The organism is Azospirillum oryzae, from assembly GCF_900177515.1.
GTDB classification, from domain to species: domain Bacteria; phylum Pseudomonadota; class Alphaproteobacteria; order Azospirillales; family Azospirillaceae; genus Azospirillum; species Azospirillum oryzae_A.
In genome coordinates, this window is the sequence record NZ_FXAK01000009.1 from 365,670 (window position 1) to 388,234 (window position 22,565).

The 22,565-nt window shown below is 64.0% G+C and carries 23 protein-coding genes and 1 pseudogene; 15 read left to right on the forward strand and 9 right to left on the reverse strand.

What is annotated here, in order from left to right:
- Positions 1-202 precede the first annotated feature (202 nt).
- The 4 genes from B9N97_RS30085 to B9N97_RS30100 form a co-directional block, all read right to left on the reverse strand.
- Positions 203-400, reverse strand: a complete 198-nt coding sequence (locus tag B9N97_RS30085) for a hypothetical protein (protein WP_085091495.1) — start codon at positions 398-400, stop codon at positions 203-205.
- Between the two features lie 124 nt (positions 401-524).
- Positions 525-845, reverse strand: coding sequence for a hypothetical protein (locus B9N97_RS30090; RefSeq protein WP_085091496.1), 321 nt, complete (start codon positions 843-845; stop codon positions 525-527).
- 584 nt (positions 846-1,429) lie between these two features.
- Positions 1,430-2,017 carry an exopolysaccharide biosynthesis protein gene (locus tag B9N97_RS30095; protein WP_085091497.1) on the reverse strand — a complete coding sequence of 196 codons (588 nt, stop codon included), beginning with the start codon at positions 2,015-2,017 and terminating at the stop codon, positions 1,430-1,432.
- 42 nt (positions 2,018-2,059) lie between these two features.
- Positions 2,060-3,253, reverse strand: a complete 1,194-nt coding sequence (locus B9N97_RS30100; RefSeq protein WP_244561012.1) for a sensor histidine kinase — start codon at positions 3,251-3,253, stop codon at positions 2,060-2,062.
- A gap of 351 nt (positions 3,254-3,604) precedes the next feature.
- Here B9N97_RS30100 and B9N97_RS30105 point away from each other — a divergent pair, with 351 nt between their 5' ends.
- From B9N97_RS30105 to B9N97_RS36580, 6 genes are all read left to right on the forward strand, one after another.
- Entirely contained in the window at positions 3,605-4,114 is a 510-nt protein-coding gene (locus B9N97_RS30105) for a hypothetical protein (protein WP_085091498.1), read from the forward strand.
- Positions 4,115-4,193: 79 nt separating this feature from the next.
- Positions 4,194-4,595, forward strand: a complete 402-nt coding sequence (locus B9N97_RS30110; protein WP_244561013.1) for a YsnF/AvaK domain-containing protein — start codon at positions 4,194-4,196, stop codon at positions 4,593-4,595.
- A gap of 55 nt (positions 4,596-4,650) precedes the next feature.
- Positions 4,651-5,391 carry a YsnF/AvaK domain-containing protein gene (locus tag B9N97_RS30115; RefSeq protein WP_085091499.1) on the forward strand — a complete coding sequence of 247 codons (741 nt, stop codon included), beginning with the start codon at positions 4,651-4,653 and terminating at the stop codon, positions 5,389-5,391.
- Positions 5,392-5,785: 394 nt separating this feature from the next.
- Entirely contained in the window at positions 5,786-6,109 is a 324-nt protein-coding gene (locus tag B9N97_RS30120; protein WP_085091500.1) for a hypothetical protein, read from the forward strand.
- Positions 6,106-6,351: a hypothetical protein gene (locus B9N97_RS30125; RefSeq protein ID WP_085091501.1), complete on the forward strand. Its 246-nt coding sequence runs from the start codon at positions 6,106-6,108 to the stop codon at positions 6,349-6,351. Before B9N97_RS30120 ends, B9N97_RS30125 begins: the two co-directional genes overlap by 4 nt.
- A 4-nt stretch (positions 6,352-6,355) precedes the next feature.
- Entirely contained in the window at positions 6,356-6,652 is a 297-nt protein-coding gene (locus B9N97_RS36580) for a hypothetical protein (protein ID WP_244561014.1), read from the forward strand.
- A gap of 30 nt (positions 6,653-6,682) precedes the next feature.
- On the opposite strand, the gene B9N97_RS30140 is transcribed toward B9N97_RS36580, so the two are convergent.
- Both B9N97_RS30140 and B9N97_RS30145 read right to left on the reverse strand, forming a co-directional pair.
- The gene (locus B9N97_RS30140; protein WP_085091502.1) at positions 6,683-9,502 is read right to left on the reverse strand and encodes an ATP-binding protein; all 2,820 of its coding nucleotides are present in this window, start codon (positions 9,500-9,502) and stop codon (positions 6,683-6,685) included.
- Between the two features lie 601 nt (positions 9,503-10,103).
- Positions 10,104-11,714: an ABC-F family ATP-binding cassette domain-containing protein gene (locus B9N97_RS30145; protein ID WP_085091503.1), complete on the reverse strand. Its 1,611-nt coding sequence runs from the start codon at positions 11,712-11,714 to the stop codon at positions 10,104-10,106.
- Between the two features lie 115 nt (positions 11,715-11,829).
- Between B9N97_RS30145 and B9N97_RS30150 the strand changes: the two genes are divergently transcribed.
- Positions 11,830-12,492 (forward strand): TetR/AcrR family transcriptional regulator, encoded by a 663-nt coding sequence (locus B9N97_RS30150; protein ID WP_085091504.1) that lies wholly within the window; start codon positions 11,830-11,832, stop codon positions 12,490-12,492.
- A gap of 9 nt (positions 12,493-12,501) precedes the next feature.
- Here the strand turns inward: B9N97_RS30150 and B9N97_RS30155 are convergent, their stop codons facing one another.
- On the reverse strand, positions 12,502-13,851 hold the full coding sequence (locus B9N97_RS30155) for a sensor histidine kinase (protein ID WP_244561015.1): 1,350 nt from the start codon (positions 13,849-13,851) through the stop codon (positions 12,502-12,504).
- Complete coding sequence (locus B9N97_RS30160) at positions 13,848-14,588, reverse strand: response regulator (protein ID WP_085091505.1); 741 nt, start codon at positions 14,586-14,588, stop codon at positions 13,848-13,850. The genes B9N97_RS30155 and B9N97_RS30160 overlap by 4 nt, the downstream gene beginning before the upstream one ends.
- A 226-nt stretch (positions 14,589-14,814) precedes the next feature.
- Between B9N97_RS30160 and B9N97_RS30165 the strand changes: the two genes are divergently transcribed.
- Together B9N97_RS30165 and B9N97_RS30170 are read left to right on the forward strand one after the other, a co-directional pair.
- The gene (locus B9N97_RS30165; RefSeq protein ID WP_085091506.1) at positions 14,815-15,585 is read left to right on the forward strand and encodes an alpha/beta fold hydrolase; all 771 of its coding nucleotides are present in this window, start codon (positions 14,815-14,817) and stop codon (positions 15,583-15,585) included.
- A gap of 62 nt (positions 15,586-15,647) precedes the next feature.
- A complete protein-coding gene (locus B9N97_RS30170) occupies positions 15,648-17,417 on the forward strand; it encodes a cytochrome c biogenesis protein DipZ (RefSeq protein WP_085091507.1) in 1,770 nt (589 codons plus the stop codon).
- Between the two features lie 42 nt (positions 17,418-17,459).
- Here the strand turns inward: B9N97_RS30170 and B9N97_RS30175 are convergent, their stop codons facing one another.
- Entirely contained in the window at positions 17,460-17,966 is a 507-nt protein-coding gene (locus B9N97_RS30175) for a MarR family winged helix-turn-helix transcriptional regulator (RefSeq protein ID WP_085091508.1), read from the reverse strand.
- A gap of 127 nt (positions 17,967-18,093) precedes the next feature.
- Here B9N97_RS30175 and B9N97_RS35345 point away from each other — a divergent pair, with 127 nt between their 5' ends.
- The 6 genes and pseudogenes from B9N97_RS35345 to B9N97_RS30200 form a co-directional block, all read left to right on the forward strand.
- Positions 18,094-18,285 carry a hypothetical protein gene (locus B9N97_RS35345; protein WP_143266928.1) on the forward strand — a complete coding sequence of 64 codons (192 nt, stop codon included), beginning with the start codon at positions 18,094-18,096 and terminating at the stop codon, positions 18,283-18,285.
- Between the two features lie 10 nt (positions 18,286-18,295).
- The gene (maiA, locus tag B9N97_RS30180; RefSeq protein ID WP_085091509.1) at positions 18,296-18,931 is read left to right on the forward strand and encodes a maleylacetoacetate isomerase; all 636 of its coding nucleotides are present in this window, start codon (positions 18,296-18,298) and stop codon (positions 18,929-18,931) included.
- A gap of 692 nt (positions 18,932-19,623) precedes the next feature.
- Complete coding sequence (locus B9N97_RS30185; RefSeq protein WP_085091510.1) at positions 19,624-20,037, forward strand: organic hydroperoxide resistance protein; 414 nt, start codon at positions 19,624-19,626, stop codon at positions 20,035-20,037.
- 42 nt (positions 20,038-20,079) lie between these two features.
- Positions 20,080-20,331 carry an alpha/beta fold hydrolase gene (locus tag B9N97_RS36895; protein ID WP_348520102.1) on the forward strand — a complete coding sequence of 84 codons (252 nt, stop codon included), beginning with the start codon at positions 20,080-20,082 and terminating at the stop codon, positions 20,329-20,331.
- 114 nt (positions 20,332-20,445) lie between these two features.
- Positions 20,446-21,546 (forward strand): alpha/beta fold hydrolase, encoded by a 1,101-nt coding sequence (locus tag B9N97_RS30195; RefSeq protein WP_085091511.1) that lies wholly within the window; start codon positions 20,446-20,448, stop codon positions 21,544-21,546.
- Between the two features lie 321 nt (positions 21,547-21,867).
- Positions 21,868-22,451: pseudogene (locus B9N97_RS30200) on the forward strand (IS3 family transposase); the annotation flags it as partial.
- Positions 22,452-22,565 lie beyond the last annotated feature (114 nt).

Genomic DNA, 22,565 nt, shown 5'->3' on the forward strand with positions numbered 1-22,565 from the left:
AGGGCCGTCCACCACATCACCTCACTTGGCCAAGACAGTCATGGCGCACGCCGCCTGGCGGGCGGTGGCCCCGCGGTGGCCTGCCCAAGCGGACGGGGAGGGGCCGCGCACCCGGGAAGGGGCTTTCCTGTTCTGCCACCTGTCGCCCAGTATCGGCTTGGCATCATTGCCGATCGGAGTTGAAATTCGATTGAACAGCGCTTCACTCCTTGGCGTACTCCTGCGGCTGCGCACCACCGTCGTCGTCCCAGCCACAAAGCCGGGCACCACGCTCCAGCCGGCGTTGCCGCTCATCGGCAATGCTCATGGCAACCGGGAGCGCCGAAGCGGTCTGAATGAACATCTTCCCGCGCAGAAAATGGACCGACGACGAGCGCTTGCTTGGGTGTGCGGCTTGCATGACGGATTCTCCTCTCCGGTGCGGACCAGTAAGGCCTGGACCGACTGCACCGATCTGCGTGTTCCTCGCCGTGACGGTCATCCCGGTATGAGGGTGAAGGCACCCGACCGGTCCTGACACGGCTTCACCGGCCCTGCGAACCATGCTCCTGCGAACCGTACTGGGGTTCCGTTTCCGCGGATGCCAGGATTCTGTCCAGTTCATCCGGGTCGATGAGCGCTGTCTGCGCCATACCCAACCCTCCATTGGAGCGTCCATCGGCATGCGGCAGATGGATCCAGGTCGCAGTACGGCGGTACACCGGGAAAGAGAGCGAGTCGATCAGCTCCTCGTCGGTTTCCACGACGTAGCTCCCCGCCGGCTGCACCCCGTCCATGCCGTTCAATTCGAAGGGACGGGTGAACGTCACCGTCCTGGCGGTCGTGCGGGTGAATGCGGTGCTCATCGAAAGATGCTCCCGTGCGTGACCGGCGGTTTCTGAAGATGCTCTCCAGGTCAGGTCCCCGGTTGGACGAATGACTTGGTAATCGCATTTTGATGGGGAGGGAGGTGCCCGTTCGAATTGACAGGCTTGCGGTGGATGGCGCCCTGCAGATGTTCCGGGTGGTCGAGCGCGGCCTTTGTCCTTGCAGGACGTTTATCTTCAGCAGACACGCTATCCGCTGAAGCCCGAGAACGCCAACCCTGCAAGAAAGCCGACTGACATGCCAAGTGTCAGATAGGCCATGCTCTTCCATTTCGGCGCGGACAAAGCCCAGGCTGCACGCTCTGAAGCAGTCCACCCGGATAGCGTCGTATGCCTGAGCGTCACCACAGCCTCCTATCACAAATTCTGCAATTAATATGGTACCAATAATTTGCACCACAATGGTCGACTTCAAATATCTATGTCGAAACTCATTCGGCATAATTTCTTTTGCGTTCTATTTGTATTGGAATCTATGCGCTTTTGTTTTCTTAATATGGAGTACGGTCCTTTCCCTCTGCTCCATCGCGGCGCGTCGCTGCGACGCCGTTGCGATGCCCGGCTCAAGACGCCATGAACCGGACCGCCTTGACCGATTGCCAGATGGTGAGAGCCGTGACGAAGAGAACGGCGGCGGCCGCCGCCAGGGACAGCGCCAGCAACACCCCGTCCTCTTCGAGATAAGCCAGGGCGATCAGCATGATCGTCACGGCCGGCACGATGTTGCTCAGGGGAATCGGGACGAAGAAGACGCTTGTCAGCGCGAGAACGACCAGCCCGACCACGCGCGTCGTCGCCTCGAACGGCGTCTTCCAGCGCGGGTGTATGACCGTCTCCATCCGCCTCAACACCGGCACAGCACGATCGACCAGCCGGACCAGGCGCTGTGTCGAAAAGCGCCGGGACGTGATCATCAGGGGAAAAACCGGACTCTCGCGCGCCAGGGTCATCTGGAGAGCGGGAATGGTCAGCAGCAGGCCGACGGCCGGCGACGTTCCCGGCGCCAGCCCGATCAGCGCCAGCAGCAGCAGAACGATGCCGAAGGAACGCTTGTGGAGTTTTTCCAGCAGCCATCCGAACGTCACGCAATCCGCCGGAGCCTCGTCCAGCAAGCCGCGCAGAACCTCGGATGTCGGAATATGCAGCGTCATGGCCCCTTGCTCCGGCCGTTTGGCATCGTCGCTATCAAGCGGTCATGCGGGGATTGACACCGTGACGGTGGTGCCCCTGTCGGACCTGACGGTCACACTGGCTTCGATCTGTTCGGCCAGCAACTCCATCAGGGTGAGACCGAGCGAACCTCCGCGTCGCTCGTCGGGCATGCCGACGCCATCGTCACCGATGGTCATGCGCAGAAGGCTGCGTGAGGTGTGGCGGAATGAGACGGTGACGCGGCCGGAGCGTCCATCCGGAAAAGCGTATTTCAGCGCGTTGATCATCGCCTCGTTGGCGATCAGGGCGAGCGGGATGGCCTGGTCCGGCTTCAGAAACGCTTCGTCGGTATCGATATCCAGGACCACCCGCAGACCGTGCGCGGCACCAAAGGACGCCAGCAGGTCGCGGCACAGCATCCCCAGATATCCGCCGAATTCGATCTCCTGCAGCCCTTGCGCCCGGTAGAGCTTCTCGTGGATCTCGGCCATGCGGTCCAGCCGTTCCACGGCGCTGTGCAGCGCCTCCTGGACGGCCGGTTCCTGGCTCCGGGCGATGCTCATTTGGATGCGCAGGAAGGACGAAGCCATCTGCAAGGTGTTCTTGACCCGGTGGTTCACCTCCCGCATCAGGTCGTCCTTGTCGCGCAGCAGCATGTCCTTGTCGTGAAGCGTGTTGCGCAGCACCCGCTCCACGTCGACGCGGCGCTCGACTTCACTGGCGAGCTGGCGGTTGAGTTCGTCCAGCCGCTCGGTGCGCAGCGAGACGCGGCGGTCGAGATCCTCGTTGAGCTGCCGCAACTCGTCTTCCGCCGTCTTGCGCTCGGTGATGTCGACAAAGGACGCGAAGTGGTAGCGGATGCGGTCCTCCTCGAAGACGGGGGCGACATGCTGGAGCATCCACAGCTGCTTTCCGTCCTTCCGGTAGAGCTGCACCCCGCGCACGATGGCCTCTCCGGCGCGCACGGTCAGGTCGATGGCACGTGCCACCTCCGGGTCGGTGTCGACGCCGGACAGCAGGTGATAGTTCCTGCCAAGGATCTCCTCGCGCGCATAGCCGCTCAGCTTGATGAACGCGGCATTGACGAAGACGATCGGCACGTCCGGCAGGGTCGGATCGGCGATCAGCATCGGCATCAGGGTGGATTCCGCAGCCACCACGAAGGGACCGCCGCGCGCTTCCTCCGCCTTGACCATCTGCTCGGCGTCCTTCTGGTCGCGGGGATTTCCGGGCATGCAGCGCTCCCTGCGTTTGGTCGTTTATTTTTGAAAAGATACAGGTGCGGACCACAGGCTCATTATGCGCAAAAGTGGCGCCGACACATCGCCGGATGTCTGGCCGGACACGATAGATATAATAATTGTCAAAAAGTGGTTTTCTCGAAGTCACGCACTTGAAATTAGAAATCACACGGCGTCAAATACTATCTCTTTTTATCTTACGATTTATAGCGGGTTTCTCCTAGTTATATTTCTCCGCCGGTTGAATTTTTGCGATGCAGCATAATATGAAGCTAAGTCATTCAGGTCGAGCCCGACGCTCCCTGCCTGCACCCAACCATCATCCCGAACAGTTATGGAGACGACATGGACGACGGCACGCACCCGACCTCCACCACTCGACCGACCATTCACAGCGCCAGCGACGAAGCCGCGGCCAACGCCGAGGCATCCAAGAGGCCCGGCATCCGCAGCGCCAGTGAAGAGCAAGCACCGAAAGCCGGCGCAGCGGCAGCGCAGGCCTCCCGTAGCGTCGGCCAGCAGCCGAGGCCCTGGCCGCCGAAGCTGCCTGGCGCCGGCAGCATGGGCAGTCTTCCGGAAGCCGGGCGGGCGACGGAATCCGGCAATGCTCTGGCAGCGGGTTATGGCGGGGTCTTCTCGGAGGCCGTCACCTTCATGAACCAGGCGGTCGACCGCCAGAACGAGATGATGAGCAGCATGCTCCGGGCTCACGGCCCGCAGGACATCATGATGGCGGGCAGCCGCTATATGCTCGGCGGCTGGCTGGCCTTGTTCGAAGTCAATGTCCGTGTCGCTCAGGCCGCGTCCCGCCTCACGGAAGGCGCCAAGCAGATGACGACCCGGCCCGGCGGCTGACCGGTGCCGGCATCCGGCCGGCTCTTTCCAGCTCCCTGGCCACCGGAACCGCAGGAGCAGAACCGTAGGAGTGCCTCCGTTGACCGACTCGGACGAAAACGGGCCGCAGACGCTTCTCGCCGTCGAGGAGCGGGTGAGCGTGCACATGCGCACGCAGGTGACCGGAGCGGTTCACGCCCGCACCCTCAGCCACGAACACGAGCAGCCTGTCGAAGCCGACCTGTCGGTGGAGAAGCTTGAGGTCGAGCGGGTCGCTGTCGGTCGCTTCGTCGATGGCCCGATCCCCGACCGCCAGGACGGCGACACCACCGTCATCTCGGTGATCGAGGAGGTGGCCACCGTGGAAGTCCGCCTGAGGCTGGTGGAAGAGGTCCGGATCACCCGCCGCACCACGAGCCGCAAGATGATCGACCACGTCACGGTGCGCCGTCAGGAGGTGGTCGTCGACCAGGACCCGCCACCGGACGCTCCCGCGGCCTGAACGGCCGGGAATGCCTGAACACCCCAGAACATCTGAAATCCATTTGGAGAGCATCATGAGCACGATCGTCGTTGGACTTTACAAGGAAAGCGGTTCCGCCAAGAAGGCCTTCCAGGCCCTGATTGCGGCGGGCTGCCAGGAAACGGACATCGAAACCTTCGGCGGCGCCGACAGCGCCGACAAGGCCGCCCAGGGTCTGCTGGGGCACGGCTTCGAGAAGGAACTGGCCGAGCAGTATGGCGCGGCCGTCCGCCGGGGCCACACCCTGGTCGCGGCCGACATCGCCGACCAGGACGCCGACGCGGCGGAAGCCATCCTCGATGAAAACGGGTCCGTTGACCTGCCCGAGCCCACGGCGGTGCGGAAGCCGGCCCAGAAGGCGGGCAACGGCAGCAACGTCGAGCAGGAGACCCTCCAGTCGGTGAAGGAGGAGGTCGAGATCGGCAAGCGCCGGGTCGCCAAGGGCGGGGTGAAGGCCACGTTGGAGGTCACCGAAACGCCGGTTCGGGAAACCGTGACGCTGCGCGACGAGGCGGTGGACGTGGAGCATCGCACGGTCGACCGGCCCCTGAGCGCAGACGAGGAGAAGGCCGCCTTCGGCGAGAAGACCATCGAGCTGACGGCGACCTCCGAAATGCCGGAGATCACCAAGGAGGCCCGCGTCGTCGAGGAGGTCGTGCTGTCCAAGACGGCGTCCGAACAGGAAAAGACCGTGGAGGCCGTCGCCCGCCGCACCGATGTCAAGGTGGAGCCGGTCGCCGGCACGTCAGGCGGCAAGCCCGGCAACAAGCGCTGATCTGAAAAACGCATGAAAAGGGCGGACCTGAACCGCCCATAAGGACGACAAGACAGCCGCTGCCTCGACCGCAACCATCCCGGCTGTGGCCGAGGCGAAGGTTGGTCTGCCGAAGACATCCAGAGGAACGCTGATTCTTGCAAGTTCTGGAAAGATACTGGATGACGGGGCCGGTGCAATCCGCTCTTGCAAATCGTCAGATCCCCAAGAGCTATCCTTGATATTTTTTAAACACATATCGCTCAATCACCAGTTAGGTTCTTCTGAGGCCACTCCAGGCTCTCCCTTTCTGCTGATGATTGCAGGTCTGAAGCTCTTCCTGGCGTGAGTCGATCCAGACGGCATGATCGCTGCCGCCATTGCCGGCAGACCAGCCCCAGATCGGAGAGCACCCATGGATGCCAGGACAAGGCTCGCCTTCTTCATCTTGAAAACGCATTCCGGTTGGATCGTGCGGGCGGACGGCTTCGTCTATCCGCCCTGCATCGACCAAGCCGATGCACTCGACAAAGCCATTCGCGAAGCCAGGGCGGCGGAACGCCTCGGCTTCGCCAGCGTCGTGCTGGCACAATCGGCGACGGGGGAACCCTGTTCTGTCCGCTGGTCCTGTGCCGGCGCCGCCGGAGTTCCAAGGGTAGCCACCGAAACTCCGCATTCGGCAATTCCGCCCATGGCGGGCATTCCGCTATTCGCACACCGACCGGAGGAACGCCCATGACCGCCCTGTTCCACTCCATCGACGGGCGATACCCTCATGGGGCCGACGTGCTGCGCGAACAGCTGCGCTGGGGGGACGCCGAACGCCGTTGGCATCCGGCACCGCACAACGCTCCATCCAACCGGCTGCCCGCTGGCTACCCACCGCCGGGCCACGCCAGCCTTCCGCAGGGCGCGCTGCTGACCCGTCTCACCACGGCCTGTACCCGCGCGGCCGGCACGACCGCCATGAAGAAACGGTGACACTATGAGTCTTTCAGCCCATTACATCGTGTCATGCCAAACGGATGGCTGGTTCATCATGCTGGAAGGGGAGCGCTACGGCCCCTTTCTCGACGGTCAGGTCGGCGCCCTCATCGCCGCGGTGCAGGCTGCCAACCATGCCGGAAAGGACGGCCACGATGCCCGCGTGCTGTTGCGCGCGAAGAACGGGTGCGTCTCCACCGCCTGGATCTTCGGCACCGAAAGCTACCCGTCGCGTACACCTCCATCCAGGGCGCGAAATCCATCGGCGCATAAGGTGGCGGCAGACCGATGCCGCTGATGTAGCCGGTGTAGTAACGCGCGGGAATGTTCATCGCGCGGCAGCGTGTTGCACGGAGATGGCGCGGGTCGCAAAGGCCCCGTTTGCCAGCAACTGAGCCAAATCGATGGTTGCACGCAGCTCCCAAGCGCGTGCACCCTGCTCTCTGGCCAGGGATATCGCTTCATTCAGGATTTTTTGGCTTTCCTCAATATTGTTGCTCTGAAGATGGGTAATCCTGGCTTTGAAACGCAGTAGCTCCGCCATTAAGAACAGTTCGCCATTGCTTTTGCAGCGCAAGATCGTCAATTCCACCAGTTCCGCTGCTTCGGCCAACCGGGCCTCTTGGATCAGGCCTTGTGCGACTGCAATCGAAAAGGATGTTGTCAGAAGTTCGTATCGGGCAGTCCGGAGCTGGGAGAGGCTCTTTTCGACCGCAGAGATCGCGTCCCCAGTGCACCCGCGCTGGATCGCCAACTCGCCGCGAACGCCGCCGACCGCTGCGATATAGGGTCCAAGCGCGTTCACGTCAGCGCATTCACCGAAGTCCTTCAGCGCCTCTTCAGCCGCATCCAGGTCGCCCATCCACAAATAGACGTTGATGGACCAGATCAAGGCGATGCAAAGGGTAACCGGATGATCCAGTTGCGCAGCTTCACGCACAGTCTGACGAGCGATGAGGCCGGCCTGCTCGGAGTCTCCACACAGCCACAATGTCCGCGCCAGCGCAATGCCGGATCGGTTCCTGTGATCGAACCCATAGTGGATGGTGCGGCCGCGCTGCGATGGCGGGCTATGTTTCAATGAAAGTTCGAGTTCCCCGCGAGCACGGATCTGGTCGCCGGAAAGGTGATGGGAGATGCCTGACAACGAGTAGGCGATGCCCATCGCTTCCGGCTCACCAATCGTCTGCGCAACCTCAACGGCGCGCCCGGCATATGACATGGCGACATCATATTCCCCGATGCGTTCATGGAAAATGTGCAAACGGCCCAGCATGCGAAGCTGGCTCCAATGGTCTTCAAGTGCGGTCGCAACCTCAAGTGAGCGGGTGAGAGCGTTGCCAGCTGCTTCGCTGTTGCCGCGGGTGAACATGAGCGCGATGCCGAGCGACCCCTGGAGTTCAAGCTCGATCGCCGTCCCGCGCTGGCTCTCCTCGATGTCCGAAAGCGCGCGGGCACACCAGGTCCGAGCCTCGGTCAGGTACGACAGAGTCAGAAAGACCGGAGCGCTGGCTGCGGCAAGACGAATACCGATCTTGAGATCCCCATCTCGACCAAAGCTCCATTCAAGCGCGCTGCGGATGTTGCCGAACTGCTGGCGAAGGGATTGAACATCCTGCAATACGTCTTCCTTCTGATCGGCCAGTGCTTCGAGCTCCCTGAGGAAAAAGCCGGCATGACGACGGAATGCCGTAGAATATTCCTGCGCGCCCCGGCCAAGGAGCTTCTCTCGCGTGTAGGCGCGCGTCATCTCCAGCAGGCGATAGGTTCCAGTGCCGCATGACCGGTCCGGCGCAACGAGTGATTTCGATGACAGCTCGTCCAGCGCAACAGCCACTTCGTCTGCTCTGATTTCCGTGTCTGCAACGACCTCCAGCGCCGCATCGATGGAAAAGGGACCCACGAAAACCGAAAGGCGCTCGAAAACGATCTGCTCAATCTCAGAGAGAAGGTCATAGCTCCAGTCGAGTGTCGCCTGAAGGGTCTGCTGCCGCGGACGGGCTGTGCGCCGTCCCGACCAACCAAAACTGAATCTCTCGCCGAGCTGGCGGGCGGTGGCCGGTATGCCGTGCGTTGCGACGCGCACGGCAGCGAGCTCGATCGGCAGCGCCATTCCGTCCAATCGGTGACACATGCCTGCGATCAGACGAGCGGCGCGCTCGTCGACCTCCAACGAACTGTCGGCCTCCGTCGCGCGCTCGCAGAACAGTTGGACCGCCGGATAGGAGAGCAACTGCTCCAGCGTGAGGTTGGAGGCGTCCTCGGGATAGCCGAGAGCGTCGAGGCGGTGAATATGCTCGCCGCGTACGCGCAACGGCTCGCGCGATGTCGCAAGAACGCGAACCTTCGGCGCATCGTCCATTATCCGTTCAACAAGCTGGGCCGCCGCTTCAATGACGTGCTCGCAGTTGTCAAACAGAAGCAGGAAGGGTTGATCGCGGACATGACCAAGAATGACCGCCAACGGATCATCGCTATGCACCCGGATTCCCATAGCGCCCGCCGTCATTGAGGGAACCAGTGCTGAGTTTTCAAGCATGCCGAGATCGACAAACGCCACCTGTCCTTTGAAGGCCTCGGTCAGTTCGTGTCCGATCTCAATCGCAAGCGATGTTTTTCCGACACCGGCCGGTCCTACGATTGTAAAGAGCGGTGTGTCGATCACACGCCTTTGCAGAAGTTGAACGTCACGCTCCCGCCCAATGAGACGATTAAGGCGTGCCGGAACATTCAAGGCGCTCACCGTCGACCGGTTATCGGCATCCGGGACAATCGCTGTTGGCGGAACCGGGGGCGCTCCTGGCACGCTCTGTCTTTCCACCGGTGCCACGAATGCATATCCGACGCCGACCTGTGTCGCGATGTAGCGTGCACCATCCTCGCCATCTCCCAGGAGCTTGCGAAGTCCGGCCATGTGAAAGCGCAGGCTGCCATCCTCGACAACCACGTCCGTCCAGATCCTCTTGAGCAGTTCGCGTTTGGATAGGACACGTCCGGGTTGTTCGGTCAGGACGACAAGCAGATCAAACGACCGGCCGCCGATCTGTACGGGCTCGCCATCACGGGTCAGCAGCCGTTCGCCTGGGGACAAACAGAAGGGTCCAAAGTACATCCGTTCTTGAACCGATTTGCTCTCCAAGTCCGTCACGATTGCGTTTCTCCCAATGCCCGCTGTGCCTGAGTCCAATGTATCGTTGCATGGTGGATGCAGTGAAATCCGGGGACGAGCCGCTCTCTTGACAAACCTGATCCGTTTGGTGCGGTTGGCCGCCGCAAGGCAGGCATTCCTCGTCCTGTTTGTTGATCATGGGGCAGGCGCCATGTGGATATGAGCCGGCGCATCTCTCCTGGACGAAACTATGTCCGATAGAAGTCCTCTCAGCCAAGCTACACTCTTAGAGAGTTCACCGAGACACGGAGTGGGTGCCTGCGTGCCGGTCGGTTGGTGTGAGCACAGCCCGCCTCCCGTGTCTTCTCCGCATAGGACAGCATTTGCGGAGTTGACGCTCCACAGACTGCCATGACGCCAGACCTCCATGCCGTCACTGTCTCCGTCCCATGATCATTCTTGGAAGTAAGGCCTCCCTTGGTTGTATCATTGATGTGTCGCGGAGCAGTGAGAATGAATGCATTTGTATCTTGGGGCGTTTCAAATACATTGCGATACATGTTTCCAAAGAAGTGAGGTTTGCGAATTTGATTGCCGGCGCCAACCGCATGCTTTGTGTCCCCATGCCGGAGCAACCGGATCACCGTTGAGACGATCCACCTCCACCGGTAAAGGATGCGAGGTCCAGCCGCCGTTCGATGCCGATGTTAGACATGAAGGTCTCGTCATGGCTGACCAGCAGGATGGCGCCGTCGTAGGATCTCAGTCCCGCTTCCATGGCTTCGACCGATTCGATGTCCAGGTGGTTGGTCGGTTCGTCCAGGATCAGCAGCGCCGGTGGCCGTGGCCCGCCCAGCACACAGGCTAGGCCGGCGCGCAGCGTCTGCCCGCCACTCAGCGTTCCCACCTGTTGCAGGGCGGCGTCCGCCCGGAACAGGAAGCGGGCGAGTGCCGCCCGGCAGGCATTGTCGGTTGCGCCGGGATTGAGGCGTTTGAAGTTGTCCAGGATCGACATAGCGGGATCGAGGATGCCGACACGCTGGTCCAGCATGGCGAAGTCGACGGCAACCGACACCGTCCCCCGCATCGGGGCGATCCCGCCGGCGATCAGCGTCAGCAGCGTCGTCTTGCCCGAACCGTTCGGCCCGACGATGACGACCCGTTCCGGCCCCTCCATGGTGAAGGAGAGATCGCGGATGATCGGATGGTCAGGGTCATGACCGGCGGTGATGTCGTCCAGCCGCAGGACGGTCCTGTTGGCCGGAAGCCCGGTGGGCGGCAGCGCCAGCGAAAGGTCCTGCAGGACCTCGATGCGGGACCGTGCCGAGGCGAGTGCGGCCTGGGTCTCCGCCCGCTGGCGATCGGCCAGTCTGGTGCCGGCACCCCGGCTTGCCTCGGCATTGCTTTTGCGCGCGCCCAGCAGGATGCGGGGCATGTCGCCTTGCGCTGCCTTCCGTGACCCGGCTGCATCGCGCCGGTCCTGCCGTTCCGCCGCGCGTTGCGCTTTACGTCGGACCTCGGCCGCCTGCTTTTCCGCGTAGGCCAGATCCTGCTGTGCGGCTTCCAGTTCCGTCGCCTTGCGTTCGCGATAGTGCGTCCAGTTGCCGCCATAACGGGCGACACCCAGCGAGGTCAGTTCGACGATGGCGTCCATCCGGTCGAGAAGCTCGCGGTCGTGGCTGACCACGATCGCTCCGGCCCGCCAACCGGCGAGGAGGGTGATCACCGCTTCGCGGCCGGAGCGGTCGAGGTTGTTGGTCGGCTCGTCGAGCAGCAGGAAATCCGGGTCGGCGAAGATCGCCGCGGCAAGGCTGGCGCGCGTCCGCTGGCCGCCCGAGAGTTCGGCCAGCCGGGTATCGGGACCGGCATCGAGCCCGACACGGGCCAGGGCGGCGGTGATGCGGTCGGCCAGCGTCCAATCGGCGTCCGCCAGTTCCTCCACGCTTGCCGCTCCGGCCTCGGCGCGGTGCAGAAGGGCGAGCGCTCTGGTCACGCCGAATAGGTCGGCTATTGTTTCCCGCTCGCCGGGTTGGACCGTCTGTCTCAGCAGACCGAGCGTACCGGTGACCCGGACGCTGCCGGCGAGCGGCTGAAGTTCTCCGGTGATGAGCTTCAGCAGGGTCGACTTGCCGATGCCGTTCCGTCCGACGAGGCCGGTGCGCTCTTGCCCGAAATTCAGGTCGACACCGGTCAGGACGCTGTGGCCATCGGGCGTCGCCCAAGCGATCCGGGACAGGGAGATGGAGGCCATGCGTCGCTCCTTGTTGATTTCAGGATATCGGCACGCAATCGTGCTGATATCAGGCGCCGATGGAAAACGCAACGGAACTGTGCTGTTTTGACGGAGTATGGAAAGCTGAAGGGACATGAAGGTGGACACCGGCGGACGCAAGGCAGGAGGGAGACCGACTAGGGAGCAGGCCGCGGCCATCAATGCGCGCATCCTGGACGGCGCCCGGGCCGTCTTCTGCCGCAAGGGCGTCGCCAACAGCGGTTTGGAAGAGATAGCGGCCGAACTTGGCGTGTCCAAGCACACGCTTTACCGCCGTTACCCCAACAAAGCCGCCCTTCTCGAAGCCGTGGTCGGGCGCGATGTCGGGCGGTTCCGCGAAGCCCTGCTGTCCGCCGCCGCCGGCGAGGGTGGGGCGGGGGCGCTCGGCGCGCTGCGCCGCGCCGCGTTCCGCTATGTCGAGATCGGGTCGTCGCGCGATTACGCCGCCTTTTATTTGTCCGTCAGCGCCGAGGCCGCGGTTTCGCCGGTTCTCCGGGAGCGGCTGGCATCCTGGTCGCTCGATGCGCTGGAACCGCTGGTCGGGTTTGTTGCCGCCGCACAAGAGACGGGCGAACTGCGACCGGGCGATCCGGCTTCGGTCTGCGGGATCCTGATCGACCTGCTGGAGGGCGTCAACAACCGGATCCGACTTGGTGACGATGGACTTGGCGACGATGGGACGGCAGGCGGGCCATCCCTCTTGCGGCTGTTCGAGGAGCGCTGGGCGGTCTTCACCACTGCCTTCGGAAACAGCTGACTACCCCTGTCAGCCGAGCGTCACCTCCGCGCAGAGGCCGCCGGTACGCCGGTTCCGTAGCGTCAGCGACCCGCCGATCGCCAGCGCCAGCTGGTGGGCGATAGCCAGCCCTAGGCCGGTTCCGCCGGAATCGCGGTTGCGGGACTGTTCCAGCCGGTAGAAGGGCTGGAGGACGTCGGTGAGCTGATGTTCCGGAATGCCGGGGCCGCTGTCGCGAACAGCGATGCCGATCCGGCCGACGCCGTCCCGGGTCACCGTGATCTCGACCTCTCCGGCGAATTTCAGTGCGTTGTCGATCAGGTTGGTCAGGATGCGGCGCAGCGCGTGCGGCCGGGTGGTCAGGACCGTACCGGGGAGCCCGCGGACGGTCACCGGCTTGCCCATATCCTGATAGTCGAAGGCGAGGCTCTCGACGAAGGACCCGACATCGATGCGGGCCGGAATCTCGACATCGCCATGGGCGCTGCGCGCATATGCCACCCCTTCGCGCACCAGCCGTTCGATCTGCGACAGGTCCCGGAGCAGCCGCTCCTTCTCCGGACTGTCCTCCGCCATCTCGACCCGCAGCGCCATGCGGGTAATCGGTGTTTGCAGGTCGTGGGAGATGGCGGCGAGGATCCGCACGCGCTCCTCCAGGTAATGGCCGATCCTGTCGCGCATTGCGTTGAAGGCGGTCGCGGCATGGGCGACCTCGCTCGGGCCGTCCTCCTCCAGCCGTGCCGACGTGCCGCCGGGATCGAGCGTCTCGGCCGCCTTGGCGAAGCGCGCCAGCGGGCGGATCGCCTGCCGCACGGCGAACCAGGTACAGAGGAGCAGCAGCAGGAGTTGGCCGGCCAGCAGGAGGGGGAGCCATGCGGCGAGCGGCATGAGGGCCGGCATCACGTCGATCGTCACCAGGGAGCCATCGCCGAGCGTGACATGGGCCTGAAGATGCGGGTGGTCACCGGGAATGCTTTCGACCACCACCGGGAAACCGGCACCGGCGCCGCTGTTGATGGCACCGTTGATGGCTTGGGCAATCTCCCCGCCGCGGCTGCCCAACTCGGGCACGCCCGGCAGGCCGGCGCCAAGCTCGTAGCGGTAGGTGCGCCGCTCCAGCATCGGCAGCCAACGGCCGCGCTCCTCCGGCGGCAGGCGGTCGAGCAGGGCGACGGAGGTCGCCACATCCCACTCCAGCGTGCCGAGCATCATCGCCTTGGCGGCACTGGTGCGCTCCAGGAACAGTGCGCCGAAGGACAGGCCATGCGCCAGGACGAGCCCGGTCAGGAGGATGAGGAACAGCCGCCAGCGCAGGGTGCGCGGTGGATGCAGGAAGTGCTGGAACCGGCGGATTGCGCCCTTCATGGCCTTGTCCCTCATGGCCGTGCTCTCGTGATCTCCACCGGCATCGCCAGCACATAGCCTTCGTTGCGGACCGTCTTGATGTGGCTGGGCTCGCGCGCGTCGTCGCGCAGCCGTTGCCGGAGCCGGCTGACCAGCAGGTCGATCGACCGCTCGAACAGCTCAGCCTCGCGCCCCTGCGTCAGGTTCAGGAGCTGGTCGCGCGACAGGACCCGTTGCGGGTGGTCGAGGAAGACGCGGAGCAGCCGGTATTCGGCACCACTCAGTGCGACGGCCGTGCCGTCCTGGTCGAGCAGATGGCGGGCGACGGTGTCGAGCCGCCAGCTGCCGAACCTCAGCAGCTGCCCGGCCTCGCTGATCTGGAGGTTGGGCGGCAGCATGCGCGCCCGGCGCAGGATCGCCTTGATGCGGGCCAGCAGCTCGCGCGCGGCGAACGGCTTCGCCAGATAGTCGTCGGCCCCCATCTCCAGGCCGAGGATGCGGTCCATCTCGTCGTTGCGTGCGGTCAGCATCAGGACCGGCGTCGTGGCGTGCCGGCCGGTGCGAAGCTCCCGGCACAGCATCAGCCCGTCGTCGCCCGGCATCATGATGTCGAGCACGATGAGATCCACCCGGTCGCGTTCCAGGAACGACCGCATCTGCCGGCCGTCCGCGGCGAGGGTCACGCGCAGGCCGTTCCTCTTCAGATAGCCGGACACCAGTTCCCGGATGTCCCGGTCGTCGTCGACGATCAGGACGTGGTCGATGTGATCCATTCGGTCGAACCCCGCTGCTGTTCGGCGGTCTTATGACGGGTGGAGTCCTGCCCGCATCCGGCGGTTTGTGTCGGTCTGTATCCGCCGCGTCGGCCGATACATGCCGGTACAAGAATCCCCCTGCCGCAAGCCGGCATCCGCATCGTTCCGTCTGGACAGCCCGCCTTTCAGCGATGTACTTATCAAAATAATCATTATGACGCAAATTACATGAGGAGATGCCTCCATGCTTCCGTGCAAATTTCCGGCTTCTCTGTTCGGTCTGGCTTTGTCGCTGGCCGTTCCCTGGTCGCCGGCCGCCGCCGCTCCGGTGAAGTCCGTGGTCATCGTGCATGGCGCCTTCGCCGACGGCTCGGGCTGGCGCAAGGTTTCCGACATCCTGACCGCCAAGGGCTATGCCGTGTCGATCGTCCAGCAGCCGCTGACCTCGCTCGGCGACGATGTCGCGGCGACCCGCCGTGTCCTTTCCCTTCAGACGGGTCCGACCGTCCTGGTCGGCCACAGCTATGGCGGGATGGTGATCAGCGAGGCTGGGAACGACAGCCATGTCGCGGCCCTGGTCTATGTCGCCGCCTTCGAGCCCGACAAGGGCGAGAGCCTCGCCAAACTGGCCGAGAGCAGGCCAGTAACCGGTGCCGAGCCGGGTGCCGTCAAGGCCACCGCAGACGGCTACCTCTATCTCGACCCGCCGGCCTTCGCCGGTGCCTTTGCCGCCGACCTTCCGCCGGCCGACGCGGCCTTCCTCGCCCACTCCCAGGTGTTCGCGGCCAAAGCCGCCTTCACGACGCCGGTCGGGGAGCCGGCATGGAAATCGAAACCAAGCTGGGCGCTGGTGGCGACCGCCGACCGCTCGATCAACCCCGACTTGGAACTGGAGATGGCCCGTCGGGCCGGCAGCCATGTCCGGTCGGTCGAGGCCAGCCATGCCGTCTATGCCGCCAAGCCCGAGGCCGTCGCCGCCCTGATCGTCGAGGCGGCCGAGGCCGTCTCGCAATGATCTCCCACTGATATGCCGGGCCGGGCGTTAGCCCATGTCCGGCCTGTCGAAAGGGTTCAGCCATGATCCTCTTTCTCGTCTCCTTCCTGGCGGGCGCCCTGACCATCGCCAGCCCCTGCATCCTGCCGGTCGTGCCCTTCGTCTTCTCCCGGGCGGGGCAGCCGCTGTTCCGCAGCATCCTGCCGATGCTGTTCGGCATGGTGGCCAGCTTCGCCGGGGTCGCCACGCTGTCCGCCGTGGGCGGAGGCTGGGCGGTGGAAACCAATGGCGCCGGGCGGGCCGCCGCCCTCGCGCTGATGGCCCTGTTCGGATGGACGCTCCTGTCGCCCCGCGCCGCGGCGGTGCTCAGCCGCCCGCTGGTCGCCGCCGGCAACAGGCTGTCCGGTCGCCGGGCCAGTGTCGCCGGATCGCTTCTTCTGGGTGTTGCCACCGGCCTGCTCTGGACACCGTGTGCCGGGCCGATCCTCGGGCTGGTCCTGACCGGTGCGGCGCTTCACGGCGCCAGCCTGCAAACCACCCTGCTGCTGGCCGCCTATGCGGCGGGTGCCGCGACATCCCTGACGCTCGCCCTTCTGGCCGGCGGCCGGCTGCTGGCGGCGATGAAGCGGTCGCTCGGCATCGGGCAGCGTCTCCGCCAGGGACTCGGCATCGCCGTCCTCGCCGGCGTCGGCGTCATCGCCTTGGGGCTCGACACCGGATTGCTGGCCCGTCTGTCCTATGCCGGGACGTCTGGCGTCGAACAGTCGCTGATCGACCGGTTCGCTCCTGCCGCTCCCTCTGCCGCTCCCGGAGCGGCGGCCGCGTCGCACGCATCCGGGACGGGTCTGGTGCTTGCCGATGCCCGGCGGGTCTACCGCAGCAGCCTGTCGGTCGAGGGCGTTCTGCCCTCCCTGGACGGTGCGACGGACTGGCTGAACTCGAAGCCGCTCACCAAGGAGGAGTTGCGTGGAAAGGTCGTGCTGATTGATTTCTGGACCTACTCCTGCATCAACTGCATCCGCACGCTGCCGTACCTGCGGGCATGGGCGGAGAAGTACCGGGACCAGGGGCTGGTGGTGGTCGGTGTCCATGCCCCGGAGTTCGCCTTCGAAAAGCGGATCGCGAACGTGCAGAAGGCGCTGCGGGATTTCGCCATCACCTACCCGGTGGCGATCGACAACGACTTCCACATCTGGCGGGCATTCGGCAACAGCTATTGGCCGGCCTTCTATATCGCCGACGCCACGGGCCACATCCGTCATCACCAGTTCGGCGAGGGCGGGTATGAGCAGACCGAACGGGTCATCCAGGATTTGCTGGCGGAGGCCGCCGGGGGTCGGGCCGGTGACAGTGGGTTGGTCAGTCCGGCAGGGCAGGGGGCACAGGCACCTGCCGATCTCGACGACATTCGCTCCGGCGAGACCTATGTCGGCTATCGGCAGGCTGCGAACTTCGCGTCGCCGGAGCGGGACGGCATCGACCGGCCGCAGGACTATTCGGTCGGCGCGCTGCGGCTCAACCGCTGGGGGCTTTCGGGCAACTGGACGGTCGGGCCCGAGCAGGCCCGGCTGAACCGGGCGGGCGGGGCGATCGTCTACCGCTTCCGGGCGCGCGACCTGCACCTCATCCTCGGTCCCGCCCAGGACGGCCGGCCGGTTCGCTTTCAGGTCACGATCGACGGCATGGCGCCCGGGCCGGATCACGGAACGGACATCGACGCCGAGGGCAACGGCACGGTCTCGGAAACCAAGCTCTACCAGCTGGTGCGGCAGGCGGGTGAGGTGCGGGAACGGACGTTCGAGGTGCGCTTTCTCGATCCCGGCGTCGATGCCTACGCCTTCACCTTCGGCTGAGGAAAAGCCCGCATGGCCCCGGACCTCCGCATCCGATCACTTTCACTTGCCGGCCTCCCGGAGGTTGTCGCGCAGCCGGGCGACCGCTCTCTGGAGGGCGCGGAACTCGTCGGGCGGAAGTCCGGAAGCCTTCACAGTCAATTCACCGAAGCCCAGGCCCTTCTCGCGAAGCTGGCGCCCCGCTTCGGTCAGAGAGACGCGGACGCTGCGTTCATCCTCGTCGTCGCGCATCCGCGTGACATAGCCCATGGCCTCCAGCCGCTGCAGCATCGGCGTCATGGTGCTGGGCTCCAGGAACAGCTTCTCGCTGAGGCTCTTGACGGTCTGCCGATCCTCCTCCCACAGCGCGATGATGGTGATGTACTGGGGATAGGTGACGCCAAGCTGCTCCAGCACCGGCTTGTAGACCCGCGAATAGGCGAGGTTGGCCGAATAGATCGTGAAGCACATGAAATCCGCCAGCCTGGCGGTCTGCGACCTCCCGGCCTGCTCGGCGGCCGGCGTGTCGGAGGCGGGGGCGGCGGGAGTGCTGGCGGTCTTGCGGCTCATGTCGTCACCGGGAAATCGATTGTCCTGATTGCCATCGCCGCACCCGCCGGACTTGGCGGCCGGTGCGGGTTGGCAACGTAATTACGATCATAATGATTATCACACATTCACCTTAGGAGACAGCACGATGCGTGTGCTTCTTGCGATGGCGGCGGCCATCGGCCTCGCCGCCGCCCCTTGCGCCTGGGACGATGATCCCCGCGAGGCGCCGTCCATCCTGGCGCTGCTCTCGCGGCCGCAGCCCCTTCCTTCTTCCGCCGCACCCTCTTCGTCCCGACCTGCCGAAGCATCGGCAGCGGTGACCACTCCCCATCAGTGAGGACCAAGACATGAAGCTGTTCGAAGACCGGATCTCGTCGGCCGTCGCCCGTGTGCGGATCGCGCTGGCCCTGAAGGGGGTGGAGGTCGAAAGTGTTCCGATTGCCATCCTCGGCGCCGAGGCGCGCAGCCGGAGTGCCGAGTATCTGGCGGTCAATCCGCAGGGCCTCGTGCCGGCGCTACTGACCGAAGATGGCGTTTTGATCACCCAGTCGCTGGCGATCGTCGAGTATCTCGACGAGCGGTTTCCCGAACCGGCGCTTCTGCCGGCCGACCCGGGCCAACGCGCCCTGGCGCGGTCGGTAGCCCTTGCCATCGCATCGGATATCCATCCGCTTCTGCCGCCCCGGGTGGCGAAGCGCCTGGGCGCCATTCCCGGTGCTGAGTCCACGACGGTCGCGGACTGGAGTCGCCACTGGATTCAGGAAGGATTGACTGCGATCGAAGCACTGCTGTCCCGGCAGCCGAAGGGACACTTCGCTGTCGGGAACACTCCATCGGTCGCGGATATCGTTCTCTTCCCGCAGGCCATCAACGCGGAGCGGGCAGGGTTGGCACTGGAGCAGTGGCCGCGTATCGCTGCAGTCATCTCGACACTGCGCATCATTCCCGCATTTGCAGCCAACGCGCCTTTGCCTCGTGCCTGACGGTGCCGGACAGGATCCTGCCTGACGGGCCAAATTCTTAACGCATAAGACAGATCAATGGTTCACCACCTTCGGCGGCAGGGCGTAGACCAGCAGGGCGCCAATCACCAGACAGCCGGGGAAGAGCCACAGGGCGGCATGGGGTCGGTTTCCGCTGTGAAACCCGTGCTGTGGCGCGTCGGGAAGCCATCGTCAGACAGAACCTAACGCCCCATCACTCCACCTAACATGCGCTCCGCCGCCATTTGTCTAGGCTCGCGGTAACCAGTCCGGACCAAGGTCGAGGAGCCGAAATATGAGCGGAAACCATCTGACATCGCGCCGGCAATTCGTGGGAGACGTCGCCTTGGCCGGGTTATCGAGTTTCATGCCACTGGCGGCTCATTCGCAAGCCGAGGGTGACGCCATCCGGACGTTCAGGGTGCGATGCCGGATGCAGAGTCCATAATCTCAATGTACGCGGAATCATCTATGTCCCCATCGCGGTCAGTATCTTCCTAGGATGAACTCTCCGTACCGCGAATATCTGAGCTGATGTCTTCTATAGAGACCTACATTATTTCAGTGAACCCGAAAATGTTTGCCATTCCACCGCTTGGGAACAGCCGCAGCTGTTCGCCGAAGAGGTGCGCGCTGCTTTTCGCCCGCTTCGCTGATCACTGTCCCCCGGACCACACTGAAGGAGAAAAGCGATGTCCGATGCCAAGACCCTCTACACAGCCAATGTTCATGTCACCGGAGGGCGTGACGGTGTTGCCAGAAGTTCCGATGGTCGCCTCGATCTCAAGCTCTCGACACCCGGTGGTCCCGGTCAAGGCACCAACCCGGAGCAGCTGTTCGCGGCGGGCTGGTCGGCCTGCTTTCAAGGTGCGATGGCAATTGCGGCGAAGTCGAAGGGGATCACCCTTCCAGTCGATCTTGCCATCGACACCGAAGTGGAGCTACGGCATGGAGGTGACGGCTTCTCGTTGGCGGCCCGCCTGAAGGTCAGCCTGCCCGGCATTGCCCCTGATATCGCCCGCCAGGTCATTGAAACTGCGCACCGCACCTGCCCGTATTCAAAGGCGATCAAGGGCAATATCGATGCGGTCGTGATGCTGGTCTGAGCGACGGGCGAAGGGAGAGCAGCATGAAAAGGTTCACCCCTTGTGGAATCGCGCTTGTTGCCGGGCTGCTCGCGTCAGCTCTCGGATGAGTCAACGAAGCCCGCGTGGAAGACGGTGCCTTCGTGGTTTGTCTACGGGGACAAGGACAGGAATATCCCGCCCGCCGCTTTGGCCTTCATGGCAGATCGGGCGAAATCCCGACAGACGATGGTGATCAAAGGGGCGTCACATGTGGTGATGGTGTCTCACGCTCCTGCGGTTGTCAGGCTGATCGAGCGGGCAGCCACCCACTAGGCTCAAGCATCGACATCCCCATTCCCCACGTCCCTGGCAACACCTGCCGCGGGCGATGGCTCAACTCGCCCCAACGGGGGCATTCGATACCTCTTAAGATGAAAGGAAAATGTAATGCAGCGCTCAATCCAGGAGTCTTGTCGCAACGATCACGATGCGCAAACCGGCGGTACAACCCAGCTCGACCCTGGGCGCCGCCGCTTCCTCGGCACGGCAACCTTCGCGGCTGCGGCGGCCAGCCTCGGACTGGGACTGGGGCGGGCGCAGGCGGCGGAAACGCCCGCGGCCCGACCGGCGGCGGGCTCCCGTCCGTCCGGCAATTTCAAATCCTTGAAACAGATCGATGCCGGACCGCTCAATGTAGGCTACGCTGAGGATGGTCCCGCCGATGGGCCGGCGGTGCTTCTCCTGCACGGCTGGCCCTATGACATCCACAGCTATGTCGAGGTGGCTCCCGTCCTGGCGGCGGCCGGCTACCGCGTCATCGTCCCCTACCTGCGCGGTTACGGCACGACACGCTTCCTGTCGGCCGCGACGCCGCGCAACGGCCAGCAGGCGGCCATCGCCGCCGACATCATTTCCCTGATGGATGCGCTGAAGATCCAGACCGCCATCCTCGCCGGCTACGACTGGGGCGCCAGGACTGCGAACATCATGGCCGCACTCTGGCCGGAGCGCTGCAGGGCCATGGTTTCGGTGAGCGGCTATCTGATCGGCAGCCAGGAGTTCAACCGGGCGCCGTTGCCTCCCAAGGCGGAACTGCAATGGTGGTATCAGTATTACTTTGCGACCGATCGGGGTCGGGCCGGCTATGCGAAGTACACGCATGACTTCGCCCGGCTCATCTGGCAGCTCGCCTCCCCGAACTGGGCCTTCGACGACGCCACCTTCAACCGGTCAGCGGCCGCATTCGACAATCCCGACCATGTCGACATCAGCATCCACAATTACCGCTGGCGGCTCGGCCTCGCGGAGGGCGAGGTGCAGTACGATGCGCTTGAACGGGCGCTGGCGGCCTTCCCGACCATCAAGGTTCCGACGATCACCATGGAAGGCGATGCCAACGGTGCGCCGCACCCCGAACCGGACATGTACCGTGCGAAGTTCACCAACCGCTACGAGCATCGGCTGATCACCGGCGGCATCGGCCACAACCTGCCGCAGGAAGCGCCGAAGGCCTTCGCACAGGCCGTGCTCGACGTCGGCAAATTCTGACGACTTCACCGTGGATCTTGTGATTGCGGCGCCAGACGACGGTACGCCCAGTCACGGCCGGATGTATCCTGGCCAGTTCGCTGCCGGAACCGTGTGCCTTCGGCCGATGTCGTAGCCGGTGAGGATAGGCAGCCTGCCGAATGCCCTTTCGTGGCTGATTCAGGTGGGCCGCCTATTCTTCCAAGAGACACCGTGGAACTCCGACGATTGAAGCTTCCCTCACGAAAAAATTGCGAGTGGCTTCGTGCCCGCGGCTTCCGAAGACCCGACATCAAAAGGCATGAGCGATGCTGATCAGCATTGTGCACGAACTTGAGATCGTGGTTGGCCGATTTCACCTACGTACCGATATGGCAGGGCTTCGTCTACGTGACCTTCGTCATCGAGGTCTTCGCGCGCCGCATCGTGGGCTGGAGGGTATCCAGCACAGCACACGCTGATTTTGCGCTGGACGCTCTGGAGCAGGCGCTTCACGACCGCCGACCGGCCGAAGGCGGCGGTCTCATCCACCATTCGGATCGTGGGTCGCAATATGTCGCTATTCGATACACCGAGTGCCTGACCGATGCCGGTGTCGAGCCCTCCGTAGGGAGCGTCGGCGATTCCTACGATAACGCCTTCCGAGACCATCAACGGTCTCGAGCAAGACCGAGGTGATCCGGCGCCGCGGTCCCTGGCGCACCCTGGAGGCTGTCGAGTTCGCCACCCTGGAATGGGTCGACTGGTTCAACCACCGGCGCCTACTCGAACCCATCGGCAACATTCCTCCCGCCGAGGCCGAAGCCCGCTACTATGCTCAAACCGAGGACGTCGCCATGGCGGCGTGTCTCAAGCCATATGGCCTCCGGCAAAACCGGAGCGGTTCAGGCAATAGTGCCATGGATCATCTCGGTCTCCCTGCATAACGGGCCATAGATCGGAGCATGCGGGAGTCGAACCGAGTTCCTGGCTTCCATATTGTTTTCATACGCCTCTTCGGCGTGGCCGATCATCAGAGAGCGATAGATCGACGGGAATCC